This is a genomic window from Acidisphaera sp. S103 (genome assembly GCF_009765975.1).
Classification (GTDB): domain Bacteria; phylum Pseudomonadota; class Alphaproteobacteria; order Acetobacterales; family Acetobacteraceae; genus Rhodopila.
This window is the reverse complement of sequence record NZ_LMUJ01000027.1, coordinates 1-15,816: the sequence shown is the minus strand read 5'-3', so window position 1 is coordinate 15,816 and position 15,816 is coordinate 1. Positions and strand designations below refer to the sequence as shown.

General features: G+C 62.1%; 14 protein-coding genes. 4 read left to right on the top strand and 10 right to left on the bottom strand.

All coding sequences use genetic code 11. From position 1 onward, the window contains the following. Nucleotides 1-258: 258 nt before the first annotated feature. From GSQ89_RS03860 to GSQ89_RS03815, 10 genes are all read right to left on the bottom strand, one after another. Entirely contained in the window at nt 259-1,215 is a 957-nt protein-coding gene (locus tag GSQ89_RS03860) for an acetamidase/formamidase family protein (protein ID WP_158922215.1), read from the bottom strand. A gap of 162 nt (nt 1,216-1,377) precedes the next feature. Then, nucleotides 1,378-1,629 carry a hypothetical protein gene (locus GSQ89_RS03855; protein WP_158922213.1) on the bottom strand — a complete coding sequence of 84 codons (252 nt, stop codon included), beginning with the start codon at nt 1,627-1,629 and terminating at the stop codon, nt 1,378-1,380. Between the two features lie 165 nt (nt 1,630-1,794). After that, nucleotides 1,795-3,093 (bottom strand): adenosylhomocysteinase, encoded by a 1,299-nt coding sequence (gene ahcY, locus GSQ89_RS03850; protein WP_158922211.1) that lies wholly within the window; start codon nt 3,091-3,093, stop codon nt 1,795-1,797. A 73-nt stretch (nt 3,094-3,166) separates the two neighbouring features. Further along, nucleotides 3,167-4,348 carry a ribonuclease D gene (gene rnd, locus GSQ89_RS03845; RefSeq protein WP_158922209.1) on the bottom strand — a complete coding sequence of 394 codons (1,182 nt, stop codon included), beginning with the start codon at nt 4,346-4,348 and terminating at the stop codon, nt 3,167-3,169. A gap of 84 nt (nt 4,349-4,432) precedes the next feature. After that, nucleotides 4,433-4,864 carry an OsmC family protein gene (locus tag GSQ89_RS03840; protein WP_158922207.1) on the bottom strand — a complete coding sequence of 144 codons (432 nt, stop codon included), beginning with the start codon at nt 4,862-4,864 and terminating at the stop codon, nt 4,433-4,435. A gap of 105 nt (nt 4,865-4,969) precedes the next feature. Further along, entirely contained in the window at nt 4,970-6,019 is a 1,050-nt protein-coding gene (locus GSQ89_RS03835) for an esterase (RefSeq protein WP_158922205.1), read from the bottom strand. Between the two features lie 58 nt (nt 6,020-6,077). Next, nucleotides 6,078-6,461 (bottom strand): DoxX family protein, encoded by a 384-nt coding sequence (locus tag GSQ89_RS03830; RefSeq protein ID WP_158922203.1) that lies wholly within the window; start codon nt 6,459-6,461, stop codon nt 6,078-6,080. Nucleotides 6,462-6,511: 50 nt separating this feature from the next. Further along, complete coding sequence (locus tag GSQ89_RS03825) at nt 6,512-8,593, bottom strand: molybdopterin oxidoreductase family protein (protein WP_158922201.1); 2,082 nt, start codon at nt 8,591-8,593, stop codon at nt 6,512-6,514. A gap of 42 nt (nt 8,594-8,635) precedes the next feature. Beyond that, the gene (locus GSQ89_RS03820) at nt 8,636-9,601 is read right to left on the bottom strand and encodes an alpha-E domain-containing protein (protein WP_254073067.1); all 966 of its coding nucleotides are present in this window, start codon (nt 9,599-9,601) and stop codon (nt 8,636-8,638) included. After that, nucleotides 9,601-11,025, bottom strand: coding sequence for a circularly permuted type 2 ATP-grasp protein (locus GSQ89_RS03815; RefSeq protein WP_158922221.1), 1,425 nt, complete (start codon nt 11,023-11,025; stop codon nt 9,601-9,603). The genes GSQ89_RS03820 and GSQ89_RS03815 overlap by 1 nt, the downstream gene beginning before the upstream one ends. Nucleotides 11,026-11,386: 361 nt before the next feature. Between GSQ89_RS03815 and GSQ89_RS03810 the strand changes: the two genes are divergently transcribed. From GSQ89_RS03810 to GSQ89_RS03795, 4 genes are all read left to right on the top strand, one after another. After that, nucleotides 11,387-11,608 carry a BrnT family toxin gene (locus GSQ89_RS03810; protein ID WP_158922199.1) on the top strand — a complete coding sequence of 74 codons (222 nt, stop codon included), beginning with the start codon at nt 11,387-11,389 and terminating at the stop codon, nt 11,606-11,608. A 40-nt stretch (nt 11,609-11,648) separates the two neighbouring features. After that, nucleotides 11,649-11,945 carry a BrnA antitoxin family protein gene (locus tag GSQ89_RS03805; RefSeq protein WP_216855998.1) on the top strand — a complete coding sequence of 99 codons (297 nt, stop codon included), beginning with the start codon at nt 11,649-11,651 and terminating at the stop codon, nt 11,943-11,945. A gap of 71 nt (nt 11,946-12,016) precedes the next feature. Next, a complete protein-coding gene (thyX, locus tag GSQ89_RS03800; protein ID WP_174254823.1) occupies nt 12,017-12,949 on the top strand; it encodes an FAD-dependent thymidylate synthase in 933 nt (310 codons plus the stop codon). Between the two features lie 191 nt (nt 12,950-13,140). Continuing rightward, on the top strand, nt 13,141-15,030 hold the full coding sequence (locus tag GSQ89_RS03795) for a potassium transporter Kup (RefSeq protein WP_408838080.1): 1,890 nt from the start codon (nt 13,141-13,143) through the stop codon (nt 15,028-15,030). Nucleotides 15,031-15,816: the final 786 nt, after the last annotated feature.

The window sequence follows — 15,816 nt, the reverse complement described above, 5'->3', positions numbered from 1 at the left end:
ATACGATCGGAACGGTGCGGCGCGATCGGCATGGCCAAGCACAGACGTGATCGCCTCGACATAGGCGCCGAAGCGTGATTCGCTGCCACGTGACTTAGATTCGAGACCCACAACCCGCCTCCACGAGTGAGAATCTCCATCACTGACAAATCCACGTCGAATCGGGCAAGCACTTTATGACACAGTAAGACTAGTATCCTGTCCTGGAAGTTCGTCGCATCTTGCGACGGACTTCCAGGGACAGGCGCCTTCGTGAGGCTAAAACAGCAGCCCTTTCTTCAGCAGCCCGTGGACCCCCTTCTCCCCGTTCACCGTCTGGGTCACGTGGAAATCCACGGCCAGGGAGCAAAACTGGTAGGCTTCCTGGCGCGACAAATTGGTCCGGCTGGTGATGAAGGCGATCATCTGTCGCAGCGCGGTTTTCATCGCGACATCCAGATCCTCATGCATGCCCATCGAGATGAAGTGGCTGGCGGTTTCTGCCCTCGGATAGGCCAGCAGCGGATCACGCGTCCCGCCGCCCTTGTGCAGGGTCAGGGTAAATGTGCCGGTCAGGCAGATTTCCAGCGCGTTGATACAGACCTCGCCGTCCCCTTGGATGCCATGGCCGTCACCGGCGGAAAACAACGCACCTTGTGCCCAGACCGGCAGGAACAGCGTCGATCCCTCGCTGAGTTCTTTGTTGTCCAGGTTACCGCCGTGCTCGCGCGGCTGGATGGTGGAAATCGCGCCGTAGTTGGGCGGCGGCGCCACACCCATCACGCCAAAGAACGGCGACAGATTGAGTTCCGTCCCCCATGGCAGCCGGCAGGTCTTGCGATCTCGGTCCACCGGGATGTGCGACATGTATCGTTCGGGGAAATCCTCGGGGATGGTTCCGGCCAGCGGACGGAATCCGCAATAGCCCCAATCATTGCCCAGTTCGATCTTATCGATGTGAACTTCCAGCATGTCACCGGGCTCCGCGCCCGCAACAGCGACCGGGCCGGTGATCAGGTGCCCCGGCGCGCGTGGGATATTGGCCGCATGGATCGCGGCCAGCGCCGGCGGAACGGTCAGGCCGGCGCCGGGCGGCGGCATCACCTCCGGCCCACCCGATACGCATTCCAGCACGACGGTATCGCCGGAAGCGATCGTGATCAGCGGCGGAAAGCCGGCATCGAAGACGCCCCAACGCACGGTTTCCGGTGTCGATGCGATACGATGCGTGGCCATGCGGCGATTCCCTTGGCGTAAGCGATGATCCAGGATGCCACCACATTGGGCGGGGCGGCACAACCGGCGAAACCGCTTACACGCCGCAGGGTGCGTTGTCGGTCATCGCATATTTTTCCGGATCATTGCCGCGTGTGCGATAACGCCGCGGATGTGATGGTCTCAACTCTTCTTGAAACTGACGGACACCGTCGGTTGAGCCTTCAATTCAGCATCGATCGCCGCGGCAAGGTCGGGATTGGCGCGCCTGATCTGACTCGCACGCAGGGTCACGCCGAGATTTGGCGAAGGCTGAATCTCCCACGCCTCCAAAAACAGCAAGTCCGCTTCCATCACTGAATCATTCACACCCTGCAACGCCTGACGCACGGCAAATGTGAACGGCGGTTTCCGCGTGGAAGAGACGGTCAGCATCAGATATTTCCTAATCAGATATTGACACAACCCTACTTCTGTCTTTCCCGGACGATGATCCGGGAAGACAAAACCAAGGGCGCGCGGCATCCAGTTAGGAGCGGGCAAAGTGATTCACCAGCCTGCCGCCATGACAAGCCGGTGAATTAAATTCCGTCTAATCGATTAGTACCGGTAAAGATCGTGCTTATACGGCCCTTGCTCGGCAATTCCGAGATACTCCGCCTGCTTCGTTGACAGCTTTGTGAGTTTGGCGCCGACCTTCGCCAGATGCAGCGCCGCGACTTTTTCATCCAGGTGCTTCGGCAGCGTGTACACCGTGGTCGTCTCGTATTTGCCGGCCGGCGCATTGAACAACTCGATCTGCGCCAGCACCTGGTTGCTGAAACTGGCGCTCATGACAAAGCTGGGATGGCCGGTGGCATTGCCCAGGTTCACCAGACGGCCCTCGGACAGCACGATCAAACGCTTGCCGTCCGGGAAAACAACTTCATCGACTTGTGGCTTGACGTTTTCCCACTTGTAGTTGCGCAACGACTCGATCTGGATTTCAGAGTCGAAATGGCCGATGTTGCAGACGATCGCCCGATGCTTCATCGCCCGCATGTGATCCAGCGTGATCACGTCGACATTGCCCGTTGCGGTCACGAAAATGTCACCCCATGACGCAGCGTCGTCCATCGTGACGACCTGGTAACCTTCCATCGCCGCCTGCAAGGCACAGATCGGATCGACCTCGGTGACCGCCACCCGGCAACCGGCGTTGCGCAGCGATGCGGCGGAGCCTTTGCCGACATCGCCGAAGCCGTTCACCACGGCAACCTTGCCGGCCATCATCACGTCGGTGCCGCGGCGGATGCCGTCCACCAGCGACTCACGGCAGCCATACAGGTTGTCGAACTTCGACTTCGTCACGCTGTCGTTGACGTTGATCGCCGGCGTCAGCAGCGTGCCGGCCTTCGCCATGTCCCACAGCCGATGCACGCCTGTGGTGGTCTCCTCGGAGATACCACGCACGTCCTTCAGCATCTCGGGGTATTTCTGGTGCATCAACACCGTCAGGTCACCGCCATCGTCGAGGATCATGTTCGGCGTCCAGCCGTCGGGTCCGCGCACCGTCTGTTCGATGCACCACCAGAACTCTTCCTCGTTCAGGCCCTTCCAGGCGAACACGGGCGTGCCGGCCGCGGCAACGCCAGCGGCGGCGTGGTCCTGGGTGGAGAAAATGTTGCACGACGACCAGCGGACGGTGGCACCCAGCGCGGTCAGAGTCTCGATCAACACGGCGGTCTGGATGGTCATGTGCAGGCAGCCGGCGATGCGGGCGCCCTTCAGCGGCTTGGAGGTGCCGAATTCCTCACGGATCGCCATCAGGCCGGGCATCTCGTCCTCGGCCATGCTGATTTCCTTGCGGCCCCACTCAGCGAGGGACATGTCTTTGACTTTGAAATCCTGTGCGGCCATGGGAGAACTCCTAATTGGTCGCGGCGCTATATAAAGATATCTGCATGTTTGCAAGAAGAGTCGCGTGACACGCTTAGACCGGGATAAATTTCACCCGCCTGCCATCAACGCCCAGCGCCATGCGTCCCTGCTTCAGCAGTAGGGCATCATTGCCAAAAACCTCCCGCCGCCAGCCGTGCAGGCCGGGGATCTCGGGGTTTTCCTCCAGCGCCAGCCGGTCGATATCGTCCGAACTGGCGACCAGGCGCGGCGCCACGTTGTGCCGTTCGGCATTCGCCGCCAGCAGCACCTTCAGCAGTGACACCAAGGCCGCAGACGGACGGGCGCTGTCGCGCGCCTGCGGAGCCGCCGGCAGGTCCGCGTCCGGCACGCGGCGGGCGGCCGCCAGGACCTCCATCAGCGCGGTGCCCGATTTCCCCTCCGCGAAACCTCGGGTCACTCCGCGAACCCGAGCCAACGCATCGGCATTCGCCGGCGCCGTCGCGGCGATTTCCAGCAGGGCCTCGTCTTTGATTAGGCGCTGGCGGGGAATGTTGACGCGCTGCGCCTCTTTCTCCCGCCAGGCGGCCACTTCCTTCAGGATATACAATAGACGCCGGTTGGTGGTGCGCGGACGCAGCCGCTCCCATGCCGTTTCCGGGTCGCCGCGATAGGTAGCGGGGTTGTTGAGGATGGCCATTTCCTCGGCGACCCAACTCAGGCGGTTCTCCTGCGCCAACCGGCGGCTTAGGCGAGTATAGACGTCGCGCAGATGGGTGACGTCCGCCGCCGCATAGGTGATCTGGGCCGCGGACAACGGCCGAGCCGACCAGTCGCTGAAACGGTGTGCCTTGTCGATGACACCGCCGGTCAGGCTGGACACCAGGGCATCGTAACCGACCTGATCGCCGAATCCGGCTACCATCGCGGCAACCTGGGTGTCGAACATCGGCCGCGGGACATCGCCATAGCGCAGGACGAAGATCTCGATATCCTGCCGGGCGGCATGGAAGACCTTCGTCACCGCCTCATCGGCAAACAGGACACCCAGCGAGGACAAATCGATGCCATCGGCCTGCGCGTCGATCACCGCGACTTCGTTCTCACCCGCCACCTGCACCAGGCACAATTCCGGCCAGTAGGTGCGTTCGCGCATGAACTCGGTGTCGACGGTGACGAATGTTTCGCCGTGCATGCGCTGACAGAAGGCGTCCAACGCGTCAGTGGCGGTAATCAGTACGGGTAGCGGATAGTCCGGACGTGAAGTTTTGGCCATCCGACGTTTGTACACGGGTCCGTGCGAAAGGCCAAAAACGGCAACAGCCCAGGCCGGGGGTGGGGTCCCGGCCTGGGGATCGCTTTACACCAGCGAGGCGTCCAGCGTGATGTCCGCGTTCAGCACCTTCGAGACCGGGCAATTCTCCTTTGCCCCCTTCGCCAGTTCCTGGAACTTCGCGTTATCCAGACCCGGCACCTTCGCCTTCAGCACCAGATGGATCGCGGCGATCTTCCAGCCGCCGGGCACTTGCTCCATCGTCAGGTTCGCGTCGCAGTTCAGCCTTTCCGGCGGATGGCCCGCCCCGCTGAGTTGAAATGCCGTCGCCATGCTGAAGCATCCGGCATGCGCCGCCGCGATCAGTTCCTCGGGGTTCGTCCCCTTGCCGTCGCCAAACCGCGAATTGAAGCCATAGGGCGTGTCCTTCAACGTCGCACTTTGCGTCGTCAGGCTGCCCGTCCCGTCCTTCCCCGCGCCATGCCACGTCGCCGACGCGTGCCGCTTGATCTGAGCCATGCCGTTCTCTCCTCGATGATTGCGCCGTCCACCGGACGAAATAGCCGATACGCGCCGCCAGGCGGACGACGCTGATATAGGGCGTGTCGCCGGAAACGCAGGGGGCTATGGACGATGTCCGACATGCCGCGCGATCCAGGTGTCCAGCATCGCGGCGATCTGCAGGCTGTTGTTGTCCTGCATCAGCATGTGGGAGTTGCCGTGAATCCCCATCTCCGGCAGCACCAGCACCTCCGCCTTGCCGCCCGCCGCGTTCAGCGCCGCCACGAACGCCCGGCATCCCTTCAACCGAGGCGACCAACGCGGCGACAGATCCACGTTGTCGCCCCAAAGCACCATAATCGGCACGGTTTTGTAGGGCGTCAGATCGCCAGCCGCATTCGGGCAGGCACCAGGCTCGATCGAGATGATCCCGGCAACGCCCTTGGTGCTTAACGCCACCGTCTGGAACGGGTAGATTCCTGATTGGGAGTGGCTGATCAACACCGTCCCCTGAAGCTTTTGCGCCAGTTCCGACAATGCCGGCACGGTCGGGTTCGGCGTCGGCACGGCATTCGACCAGTCCGGCACCATCTGCTTCCAGAACTCCGCCTGCGCCCGCAGCGGATAGCGCATGCCGTCATAGACCTTGGGATATTCCGGCCCGAAGCGGAAGATCGTCCAGGCGCCTTCATGTCCGGCGGAGAACACCGTCGGCAATTGGTCCACCGGCGCCTTGCCCATCTTGACCGCGTTGATCGCCGCCACACTGCCGGCGGAACGGCCGCGCCAGGATTGGTCGATCACGTAGACGGGATAACCCCGCCGGACGAAGAACTCATCCCATCCCATGCGCCCGTCGGGAGTCGTCTCCCAGGTCTTGCCGGTCAGGCAGCAGCCATGGATCAACGTCAGCGGATAGTGTTTTCCGGCATTGGCCGGCACCTCGTAATGCACGTACATCTGGTCGACGGTGATGGTGCCTGACGGTGCGTAAGCCGGCAGCGTCGAGAGCGTATCGGATTTTACGTCGCGGCCGCCCACGAAGAAACTACCTTGCGACTGAAGCACCAACGGTCCCGGCCCGGCCTTGTTCTGAGCCGATGCCGGCAGCCCCATGACACACAACACAGAAAGCAGCGCGACAGCCCGTGAGAGCAGCGAGATCTTGGACATGGAATTCCCCCGAATATCTACATTCGGATCATGGCCGGTATTTCCGTTCGCGTCACGTTCAGCGGTTGCGCTGTGCGTCCAAACTCCAGACACCGCCGCCGGCCGCGGCCATATACAGAAAGACGAAACAGAACAGGATCGCCGCATCGCCGCCATTCAGCGCGGGAAAGAAATTCTTGGCCAAATGCACCTTGAAATAGGCAACGGCCATGTCACCCGCGAGGATGAACGCCACCGGCCGGGTAAAGAGACCCAAAATAATGAGGATACCACCTGCGATCTCCAGGCAGCCTTGCACACCGAGCATCGAGATCAATTCCGGTGCGGCACCGGCCCGCATTGGAAACGAGAAAAACTTCTGCGTCCCATGTTCAAGGAACTGCAATCCGGCCACGATACGCAGCACGCTCAGTAAGCGAGGAGCCCATTCGGAACCGCTCATGATCGTCTCTCCCTATTAAGCACCAAAGACTACGCCAGGATCGGCTGTTTCTACTCCGCCGCCAAGGCAATTTCCGCGACCTCGGCGCGCATCCACACCGCCGTGTCGTGGAATACGGCGCCCCCCCAAGGTGGCCCGGGATCATCACTCGTCAGCGCATTGATCCCAATACCGCCTTCGAAACATTCGCTCGGCCATATACTTTCCGAAACGAGAACACCCGGTTGTTGCGCATCCGACAGCCGAGCGTGCAGGATGACTTCGCCGCGAACGTTACCGAGTCGGACCTTCGATCCTTCGGTCAGCCCCAGCCGATCCGCGTCGTCTGGATGCATCAGCACCGTGGGGCGGCCTTCCCGCTTTTTCCCTGATCTTGTCTCGGTAAAGGTTGTATTGAGGAAGCTGCGCGCCGGCGCGGTGACCAGTCGGAACGGAGCGTCCGCATCGCTGGGTTCGGTATTGTCCAACTGGTCCGGCAGCCGGGGCATCACTGCGCTTGTGTCACCAAGTGCTGCCCAATCGGGGGCGAAATGGAAACGGCGGTCGTTGGTGGGAAAACCATCGAGGAAATGCGCGGTCCGAAACGGTGGCATCTCGTCGACCCACCGCTGCTCCAGCACCGTTTTTGCGTCCGGGTAGCCGGATGCTTTCAGGGTCGCGTCGATGATCTCCATTGCCGTCATGTCGAAGCCGCGATGTTTCGCCCCCAGGCGGGATGCCAGCCCCTGCAGCACCTCGTGGTTGGACCAGCATTCGCCGGGCGGCTCGATCAGCTTGGGACCGATCTGGACATGGCTGTGGCCACCGGCCTGGTACAGGTCGTCATGCTCCATGAACATCGTCGCCGGCAGCACGATGTCCGACCACCTGGCTGTTTCGGTCATGAACTGCTCATGCGTCGCGACAAACAGATCGTTACGACCGAAGCCACGCCGCACCTTGTTGCTGTCCGGGCAGACGGTGACCGGGTTCTGGTTCTGGATGAGCATCGAATGGACCTGGGGTCCGTCACGTAGTTCGGTCCGGTCTCCGGTCAGCACGCTGCCGATACGGCTCATATCCATGACACGGATAGACGGATCGAGCGTGTCGAGGCCCTCGATCAGCGTCTTGTCCCAATGATACATGCCGCGGTTCGACCACAGCGCCCCGCCACCCTCGTACTGCCAGGCACCCGTGACGGCCGGCAGGCAACTAACCGCGTGCATCGCCGCGGCCCCGTTACGGCTGCGCGCAAACCCATAGCCGACACGAATGAAACTATGCTGCGTTCGCCCATACAATGCCGCGAACGCTTCGATCGAGGCGACGGACAGCCCGGTCACCCCGGACGCCCAGTCCGGCCCACGGTCGCGCAGATGCGTTTCCAGCGCCTCAGGGCAATCGGTGTAATCGCGCATATAGTCGCGGTCGGCATAGCCATCGCGGAAAGCGACATGCATCACCGCACAGGCCAACGCGGCGTCGGTACCCGGCCTTGGCGCCAGATGGACATCCGCGACCGCCGCCGTCGGGGTTTTGTACGGATCGATGACCACCAGTTTCGTGCCGCGTTCCTTCCTGGCCCGAGCGATATGCGTCATCACGTTGACCTGGGTGGAGACCGGGTTGCCGCCCCACACCACGATCAGGTCAGATTTCACCATCTCCCGCGGATCGACGCCACGGCTTTGACCTACGCCCGCCTGCCATCCGCTCTCCGGCAGTGACGTGCAGATGGTCATCTTCTGCCGGGAATAGCGCATGACGTTGCGCAACCGGTTGATGCCGTCGCGCTGCACCAGCCCCATCGTACCGGCGAAGAAAAACGGCCACACGGCCTCCGACCCATAGCGATCTGTATCGGCCATGAACCGTTCGGCGATCCGATCCAGCGCCTCGGTCCACGAAATCGGCCGGAATTGCCCCATGCCCTTGGGCCCGGTGCGTAACAACGGATGCGTCAACCGAGCCGGATGATGGACACGCTCAGCGTATTTCGAGACCTTCGTGCAGATTACACCCGCGGTGTAGCTGTTGTCTTCCGCACCGCGGACGGAACCGATACGCGTGCCGTCCAACACCTCCACCGACAAGGCGCAGGTGGATGGACAATCGTGCGGGCAGACCGAGGCTTTGCGGATGCTAGGCATGATGCGCAGCCTAGAACATCTTCGGGACCGCTGGAAATACGCCTACCCCGAGAACGTTCCCACGATATCTTGATGCAGACCGCCAATCTCCCGCTGCACGTAATCCAGGAACGGCGACAGTTTCCGCCCGGCCAGTTCGGCGACGTTTTGATACGTCATCATCCCGTTCAACTGATCCAGCCGCTCCAGCGCCGCCGGCAGGCGCAGGAAATACCGGGTCCGCAACTGCGTCAGATGCCACTCGATCTGCGCCAGGTTCAGTCCCACCGAACGCGGAAACGCCGTGTTGGCCAGCAGGAAGCACGCAACCTCCGTCGCGTCGTACCCGCTGGGGTGTTCCCGCCGATAGGCGTGATAGCCCGCCGCCGCCCGCAGCAGCGCATTCCAGTGGCCGGCATCGATATCGGCATCCACTGCATCGGTCTGCGGCGCCAGCGAGTGAAACCGCGTATCCAGCAACCGGGTCGTCTGGTCCGCTCGTTCCAGATACCGGCCGATCATGTAAAAATGCCAAGCCTGGTCACGGTACAGTGTGCCCTCGGTGATACCGGTATGCGCCTGCGCGCCGTCCTTCAGCATCCCGCAGACCGCGGTGAAATGATCTGGCGTAATGTTCGCCGCATTCAACTGCCGGATCCGGCCATAGAACACGTTGATCTGCAACCACATCTCGGTGGCGATCAGTGCCCGCAACGTCCGGGCATTTTCCCGAGCGGCGGCGATGAAGGATTGCACCGACGTCGGATTGTCGCTGTCCAGCAGATAAAATTCGCCCACGCTGCGCTGCGTCGCCTCGCCGTGCTTCTTGTAAAACGCGACCAGGTCGCCGTTGATGCGCGGTATCGACAGCCAGTTGCGCGTGTCGTCGGCGTCACGCGCGAACGTGTTGGTCACGTCCAGGATGCGCGCCAGGTTCTCGATCCGCTCCATATACCGGGCCAGCCACAGCGTGCTTTCGGCATGCCGGGCGATCAGGTGCACCTTGTGGCGCTGCGGGATCATGTCCATTACGCCAGCACCCAGGTGTCTTTGGACCCGCCGCCCTGTGAGGAGTTCACCACCAGCGTCCCCGCCCGCAACGCAACCCGGGTCAGCCCGCCGGGCAGCACCCACGTGTCCCGACCGGTCACCGCGAACGGCCGCAGATCGATATGGCGCGGACGCACCCCATCCTCACACAATGTCGGGGAAACCGACAATTTCAGTGTCGGCTGGCTGATGTAATTGGACGGATCGGCCTTCAGCAGCGCTCGGAATTCCGCCAATTGCGCCTTCGATGCATGCGGCCCGATCAGCAGCCCATAACCGCCCGACTCCGCCACCGGCTTGACCACCAATTCATGCAGATGATCCAACGTATACGCCAACGCATCCGGTTCGGCGCAGATACGGGTATCGACGTTCGGCAGGATCGCCTCTTCCGACAGATAATACTGAATGATCCGAGGCATATAGGCATAGATCGCCTTGTCATCCGCCACCCCGGTGCCGACCGCGTTGGCGATCGCCACCGCCCCGCGCCGCCACGCCTCGATCAGCCCGCGCACCCCCAGCATGCTGTCCGGATTGAACGCATCCGGATCGAGGAAATCGTCACCGATCCGCCGATAGATCGTATGCACCTGCGCCAGACCCGAGGTGGTGCGCATCCAGACCTTGCCACCCTCGACGCAAAGGTCGCGCCCTTCCACCAGCGGCACGCCCATCTCGCGCGCCAGGAACACGTGCTCGAAATAGGCGGAGTTGAAGATGCCGGGTGACAGCACCACCACCTGCGGATCCTCGACGCCGGGCGGCGCGATTTCCGCCATTGCGTTGTGCAGCCGCAGCCCGTACTCATCGACTCCGCGCACCCGCAGGCTGGTCATCAGGTCGGACATGACCCGCAGGCTCATATGGCGGTTTTCCACCACATAGGCGACGCCCGACGGCGTGCGCGCGTTATCCTCCAGCACCCGGAAAGCGCCGGTTTCATCACGAACGATATCGGTGCCGCAGACATGGACATAAGTGTTGAACGGCACGTCGAAGCCGACCATCGCCTGGCAATACCCGGCGTTCTTCAGCACCAGATCGGCCGGCACGATCTTGTCGGCCAATATCTTCCGCTCGTGATAGATGTCGTACAGAAACATGTTCAGCGCTCGGACACGCTGGACGACGCCGGTTTCGATCTGCTGCCATTCGGCCGGAGTTATCACCCGAGGAATCAAGTCGAACGGCAATATCCGGTCGATCGCGGTGGCGTCGGAGTAGACGGTGAACGTGATGCCGCGATCCAGCAGGTCCCGCTCCGCCGCCGCCGCCCGCTGGCGCAGGCTTTCGATCGGCAGCGCGGCAAGCCGCGACATCAGCAGGGTCAAGGTGGGGTGTTGCGGCTGCCCGGGGCGAAGCATCTCGCAGAACCAGGCCCCGGGTTCGTACCCCTGCATCGTTCCATGCGGCTGGAGGAGCGCCTGCACCTGGCTCTGGACCTGAGTCTGGCTCGCACCACTTGCCTGCATGCGCGTCTCCATTTCGCAATGCGGCATGTTAACCAAAACTGGAGGGGTGGGAAGCGGTTTTACGGCCTGCGAAGCGGGTCGGTTCGTTATCGCGGATCGGCACTCGTCTCGTCTTCCAGTATGATCTTGCAACGGCGGGGTCCCAGAGGCCGTCGGCGCGACAGTTCGACTGAATGCGTCCGGCCCGGTATCGCAGCCCCGAAATTCGCCACAGGCAATGGCTTGCGCTGTCGCGTTAACGGACGGTTCATCTTTTCCCGGCACTCTCCTTTGGCCGGGAGAAAGGTGCATGCGCTTAACATGGCGGGCCGAGAAGCGGCGTTCGAACATCCGCAAACACGGGTTGGATTTTTCATTGGTGGAGCAGGCCTTTGCAGACCCTTTGGCGGACACGCTGTGGAATGGGGTGGTGAATGGCGAGGAGCGATGGGTCACCATCGGCACTGTTATGGTAGGCGGGGGCTTCAAGGTCGTGGTAGTCGTGCATAAATACTCCGACCCGGAAGACTAAACATGGGTTCACGTGATCAGCCTGCGAGAGGCGACAGCGCATGAACGAAAACGATATGAAATATCACACCTCTGATGGCAGCGTTCTAACACCGGCCCAGATCGCGCGGCTGGACGAAATCGAGGCCAGGCTGGGGGAATCCGAGGATATCTCGGAAATCTCCGAGGCCGCCTGGGTTACCGCCGTCCGCGGCAAGCATTATAAGGCGATGGTAAAGGACACGATCCCCACCATCAGCCTCGACCCGGACGTGCAGGCTTGGCTGCGTGCCAAAGGCCCTGGTTATCAAGCCGAGGTCAACCGCATCTTACGGGAGCGGATGCTGGCCGAAGGCTGAACCCGACAAGCCTCTTTCTCCCCAACCCGCCAAGGCGGTAAGGACACCAATCAGTCCGGGGAGACGCACAGTTGCCAGACGCCTCACACACCCAAGCCCAAGCCGCGGAAATCGCCGAAGCGCGCACGCGAGCGGCGTCGACCATCCGTCCGACCGTTCCCGCGCTGGAAGCCCTGCTGCACCACGCCCATCCGGTCCTGGACCACGGCTTTGTCCGCGTCATCGACTACATGGGCGACGACTCGGCCATCGTGCAGGCCGCGCGGGTCTCCTACGGCCGCGGCACCAAGCGCGTTCAGGAAGACGCCGGCCTGATCCGCTATCTGATGCGCCATCGGCACACCACGCCGTTCGAGATGTGCGAGATCAAATTCCACGTCAAACTGCCGATTTTCGTCGCCCGGCAGTGGATCCGCCACCGCACCGCCAGCGTGAACGAGTACTCCGCCCGGTACTCCATCCTGGACAAGGAATTCTACATCCCCTCGCCCGAACACCTTGCCGCCCAATCCACCACCAACCGCCAGGGCCGCGGCGACATCCTGGACGGCGACGAAGCCGCCGAGGTCCTGCACCTCCTCCGCTCTGACGCCGAACGCACCTACACCAACTACGTCCTGATGCTGAACGAGGGCGAAACCCCCGATCCCGCCCGCCGCGGCCTCGCCCGCGAACTCGCTCGGATGAACCTCACCCTGAACACCTACACGCAGTGGTACTGGAAGACCAATCTTCACAATCTCTTCCATTTCCTGTCACTGCGCGCCGACGCCCACGCCCAATACGAAATCCGCGTCTACGCCGACGAGATGATGCGGATGACCGAAGCCTGGGTCCCCATCGCTGCCGCGGCTTTCCGCGACTACCGGCTGGGTGCCGTCACATTGTCCGCGCAGATGGTGACCGTTCTGAAGCGGATGCTGGCCGGCGAGTCGGTTACCCAGGAAACCAGCGGCCTCAACCGCCGCGAGTGGGTCGAGTTTGCCGCCCACTTCCAGGTCTGATACCTAACCGCCGGGGATTGGCCTCGTAACCCGCCTGCCCGCGCGATCCCGGCCCGTGGCCGCACCGGATTACGACTTGCTTGCTCCAACCTGGACGCCGGAGTAAGGGACGCCGCGCCCCGAACACCGGGGTCACGTGCCGGTCCGGACGAAACCATCGCCCCGCCATCGCACATCATGAGGTCATGCATTTGAGCCAAGATCAGGAGCCCGGGGAACACGGCAGACCCAGGCCGAACCTGGGTATGCTGATGGCCGTGTTGGGTGTCGTCTACGGCGATATCGGCACCAGCCCGCTATACGCCTTCAAGGCCAGTCTCCAGTTTTTCGACGCGGCGAAGACCACCCATGTCGAGATCATGGGCGTGCTGTCGCTGATCTTCTGGTCGCTGATCGTCATCGTCACGCTGAAATACGTCTTCCTGGTGATGCGCGCCGACAACCGGGGCGAAGGCGGCATCCTGGCGCTGATGGCACTGGCCCAGCGCGTCTCGGTCGGCCGTAGCGTGAAAAGTGCGATCGCCCTGGTCGGCATCGCCGGCGCCTGCCTGTTCTTCGGCGACGGAGTCATCACCCCGGCCATTTCCGTGCTGTCGGCGGTGGAAGGGCTGGAGGTGTCGGCCCCCGATCTCAAATTCTACGTTCTGCCGATCTGCGTCACGGTGATCGTGGCGCTGTTCGCCATGCAGTATAAAGGCACTGGCAGCGTCGGCCGCGTGTTCGGCCCGATCATGGTGGTCTGGTTCTTCATCATCGGCCTTACCGGCCTGATCGAGATCGTGCCGCATCCATATGTGCTGCTGTCGATCTCCCCCTCCTATGCGATCGGGCTGTGCATCCAGTACAAAGGGATGGCGTTCTTCGTGCTGGGCGCGGTCGTGCTGTGCGTCACCGGGGCCGAGGCGCTTTATGCCGACATGGGCCATTTCGGCGCCAGGCCGATCCGCATCACCTGGCTGACCTTCGTGCTGCCCTGCCTGATTCTCAACTATTTCGGCCAGGGCGCGCTGATGATCCGCGACCCCTCGGCGATCGAGAACCCGTTCTTCCTGCTGGCTCCAGCCTGGATACGCCTGCCGATGGTCATCCTGGCCACAGTGGCGACCGTCATCGCCAGCCAGGCGGTGATTTCCGGCGCGTTCTCCATGGCTCGGCAATGCATGCAGCTTGGCTTCCTGCCGCGGATGACGGTGCGTCACACCTCCAACACCGAGGAGGGGCAGATCTACGTGCCGCAGATCAACACCGCCCTGGCCGTGGGCGTCGTGCTGCTCGTGCTGGCATTCAAGACGTCGGACAATCTGGCCTCGGCGTACGGTATCGCGGTGACCGGCACCTTCCTGTGCACGGCGATCCTGGCCATGGTGGTGTTCCGCCGGCAGTTCCATTGGTCGCGCACCGCCTCGGTGTCGGTGTTCGGCGCATTGTTCCTGGTGGACCTGGTGTTCTTCAGCGCCAACACGGTGAAGATCGTCGAGGGCGGCTGGGTGCCGCTGGTCCTCGGCCTGTCGCTGATCGGGATGATGACGTCGTGGAAACAGGGCCGCGACCTGCTGCTGTCGCGTTGGAAACAATCCAGCATGCCGTTGGCACCGTTCCTGGCCCGGTTGCCGCAATCCAGGATCATCCGCGTGCCCGGGTTGGCGGTGTTCATGACCGGAAACCCCGACTACGTCCCGACCTCACTGCTGCATAACCTGAAGCACAACAAGGTGCTGCACGAAAACGTCCTGTTCGTGACGGTGGAAAACGAGGACGTGCCGGAGGTGTCGCAGCGCAGACGAGCAGAGGTCTCGGTGCTGGCCCCCGGCATCCATCGGGTGATCCTGCGCTACGGCTTCATGGAAAGCCCCAACATCCCCCGTGCCCTGGAAGACCTGACCGAACAACTGAACGTGCGCGTCTCGCAAGCCAGCTACTTCCTGGGGCGAGAGGTCCTGGTGCCCGGCATGGCTCCCAAACTGTCGTGGTGGCGGCGCGCGCTGTTCCTGGTCATGGCCCGCAACGCCGTGCCGGCGACCGAGTTCTTCCGCATCCCCAGCGACCGCGTGGTGGAACTGGGCGTTCGCATCACGATTTGATCGCAACCGGACGGCGATCGGACGAATGGTGCCCAGGCAGCGATAGGTTGGCTGCCGGAAACGATCGCGGCATCCCCCGCCGAGGCTTCGGATCCGATCGATGTACGTGGCGTCGTCACCGTGCGAGGCTCCGTCGGTGGCGCGGCCGTCCTGCCGCTGATCAGTTCGGGTCCAGTCGTCATCGAAGTGAAGTGGCCGGAACGCTGGACTACCCCGAGGCAATCCCCGAGGAGAGCCGATCGTTCGAACACCGTATCGCATGACGCGGACACGTCTCGCGGTTACAGCCAGGGCATCGTTTCGCGTCTCGCATGCCGGTTGGATGGCCGTTCAAGTCGACGAAGGACAAACACAATTCCATCGTCCATGTGGTCTGCCGCCATAATGTCATTAGTGATATTGCCCTGTAGACACGGTCTTATTTGTTGCCTACCGCCTGGCAAGTCGGTGATCGTGCCTGTCCGTTATGATTGATCCCGTACCTGGACAAAGTAATCAAGCGCACACAGAGTTGCACCGAGTTCGCACAGAGTTACACCGAGAAAAGAATATGGCACTTCGTGCTATCGATTTGCGTTTCGCGACAGACTGCACCAATCGCCGTTGGTGCCGACTCTTGGGTCGACTTCATCTCGACGGAGGTCGGCACCAACGCTTTTTACATGCGAAAACAAAGACATGGATGGCGGTCTCTACAACCGGGCACCTTGGTAACACTTCAGACCGGGCACATGGGTAACAGGTTTCCTGATTTGTTTGCACCAATTGTCGCGCATCCGGTTTCTT

What these genes read in the sequence shown, in the direction of transcription:
- GSQ89_RS03860 (WP_158922215.1), bottom strand. Translation starts at nt 1,215, where the DNA reads ATGGCCACGCATCGTATCGCATCGACACCGGAAACCGTGCGTTGGGGC.
- GSQ89_RS03855 (WP_158922213.1), bottom strand. Translation starts at nt 1,629, where the DNA reads ATGCTGACCGTCTCTTCCACGCGGAAACCGCCGTTCACATTTGCCGTG.
- ahcY (WP_158922211.1), bottom strand. Translation starts at nt 3,093, where the DNA reads ATGGCCGCACAGGATTTCAAAGTCAAAGACATGTCCCTCGCTGAGTGG.
- rnd (WP_158922209.1), bottom strand. Translation starts at nt 4,348, where the DNA reads ATGGCCAAAACTTCACGTCCGGACTATCCGCTACCCGTACTGATTACC.
- GSQ89_RS03840 (WP_158922207.1), bottom strand. Translation starts at nt 4,864, where the DNA reads ATGGCTCAGATCAAGCGGCACGCGTCGGCGACGTGGCATGGCGCGGGG.
- GSQ89_RS03835 (WP_158922205.1), bottom strand. Translation starts at nt 6,019, where the DNA reads ATGTCCAAGATCTCGCTGCTCTCACGGGCTGTCGCGCTGCTTTCTGTG.
- GSQ89_RS03830 (WP_158922203.1), bottom strand. Translation starts at nt 6,461, where the DNA reads ATGAGCGGTTCCGAATGGGCTCCTCGCTTACTGAGCGTGCTGCGTATC.
- GSQ89_RS03825 (WP_158922201.1), bottom strand. Translation starts at nt 8,593, where the DNA reads ATGCCTAGCATCCGCAAAGCCTCGGTCTGCCCGCACGATTGTCCATCC.
- GSQ89_RS03820 (WP_254073067.1), bottom strand. Translation starts at nt 9,601, where the DNA reads ATGGACATGATCCCGCAGCGCCACAAGGTGCACCTGATCGCCCGGCAT.
- GSQ89_RS03815 (WP_158922221.1), bottom strand. Translation starts at nt 11,025, where the DNA reads ATGCAGGGGTACGAACCCGGGGCCTGGTTCTGCGAGATGCTTCGCCCC.
- GSQ89_RS03810 (WP_158922199.1), top strand. Translation starts at nt 11,387, where the DNA reads ATGCGCTTAACATGGCGGGCCGAGAAGCGGCGTTCGAACATCCGCAAA.
- GSQ89_RS03805 (WP_216855998.1), top strand. Translation starts at nt 11,649, where the DNA reads ATGAACGAAAACGATATGAAATATCACACCTCTGATGGCAGCGTTCTA.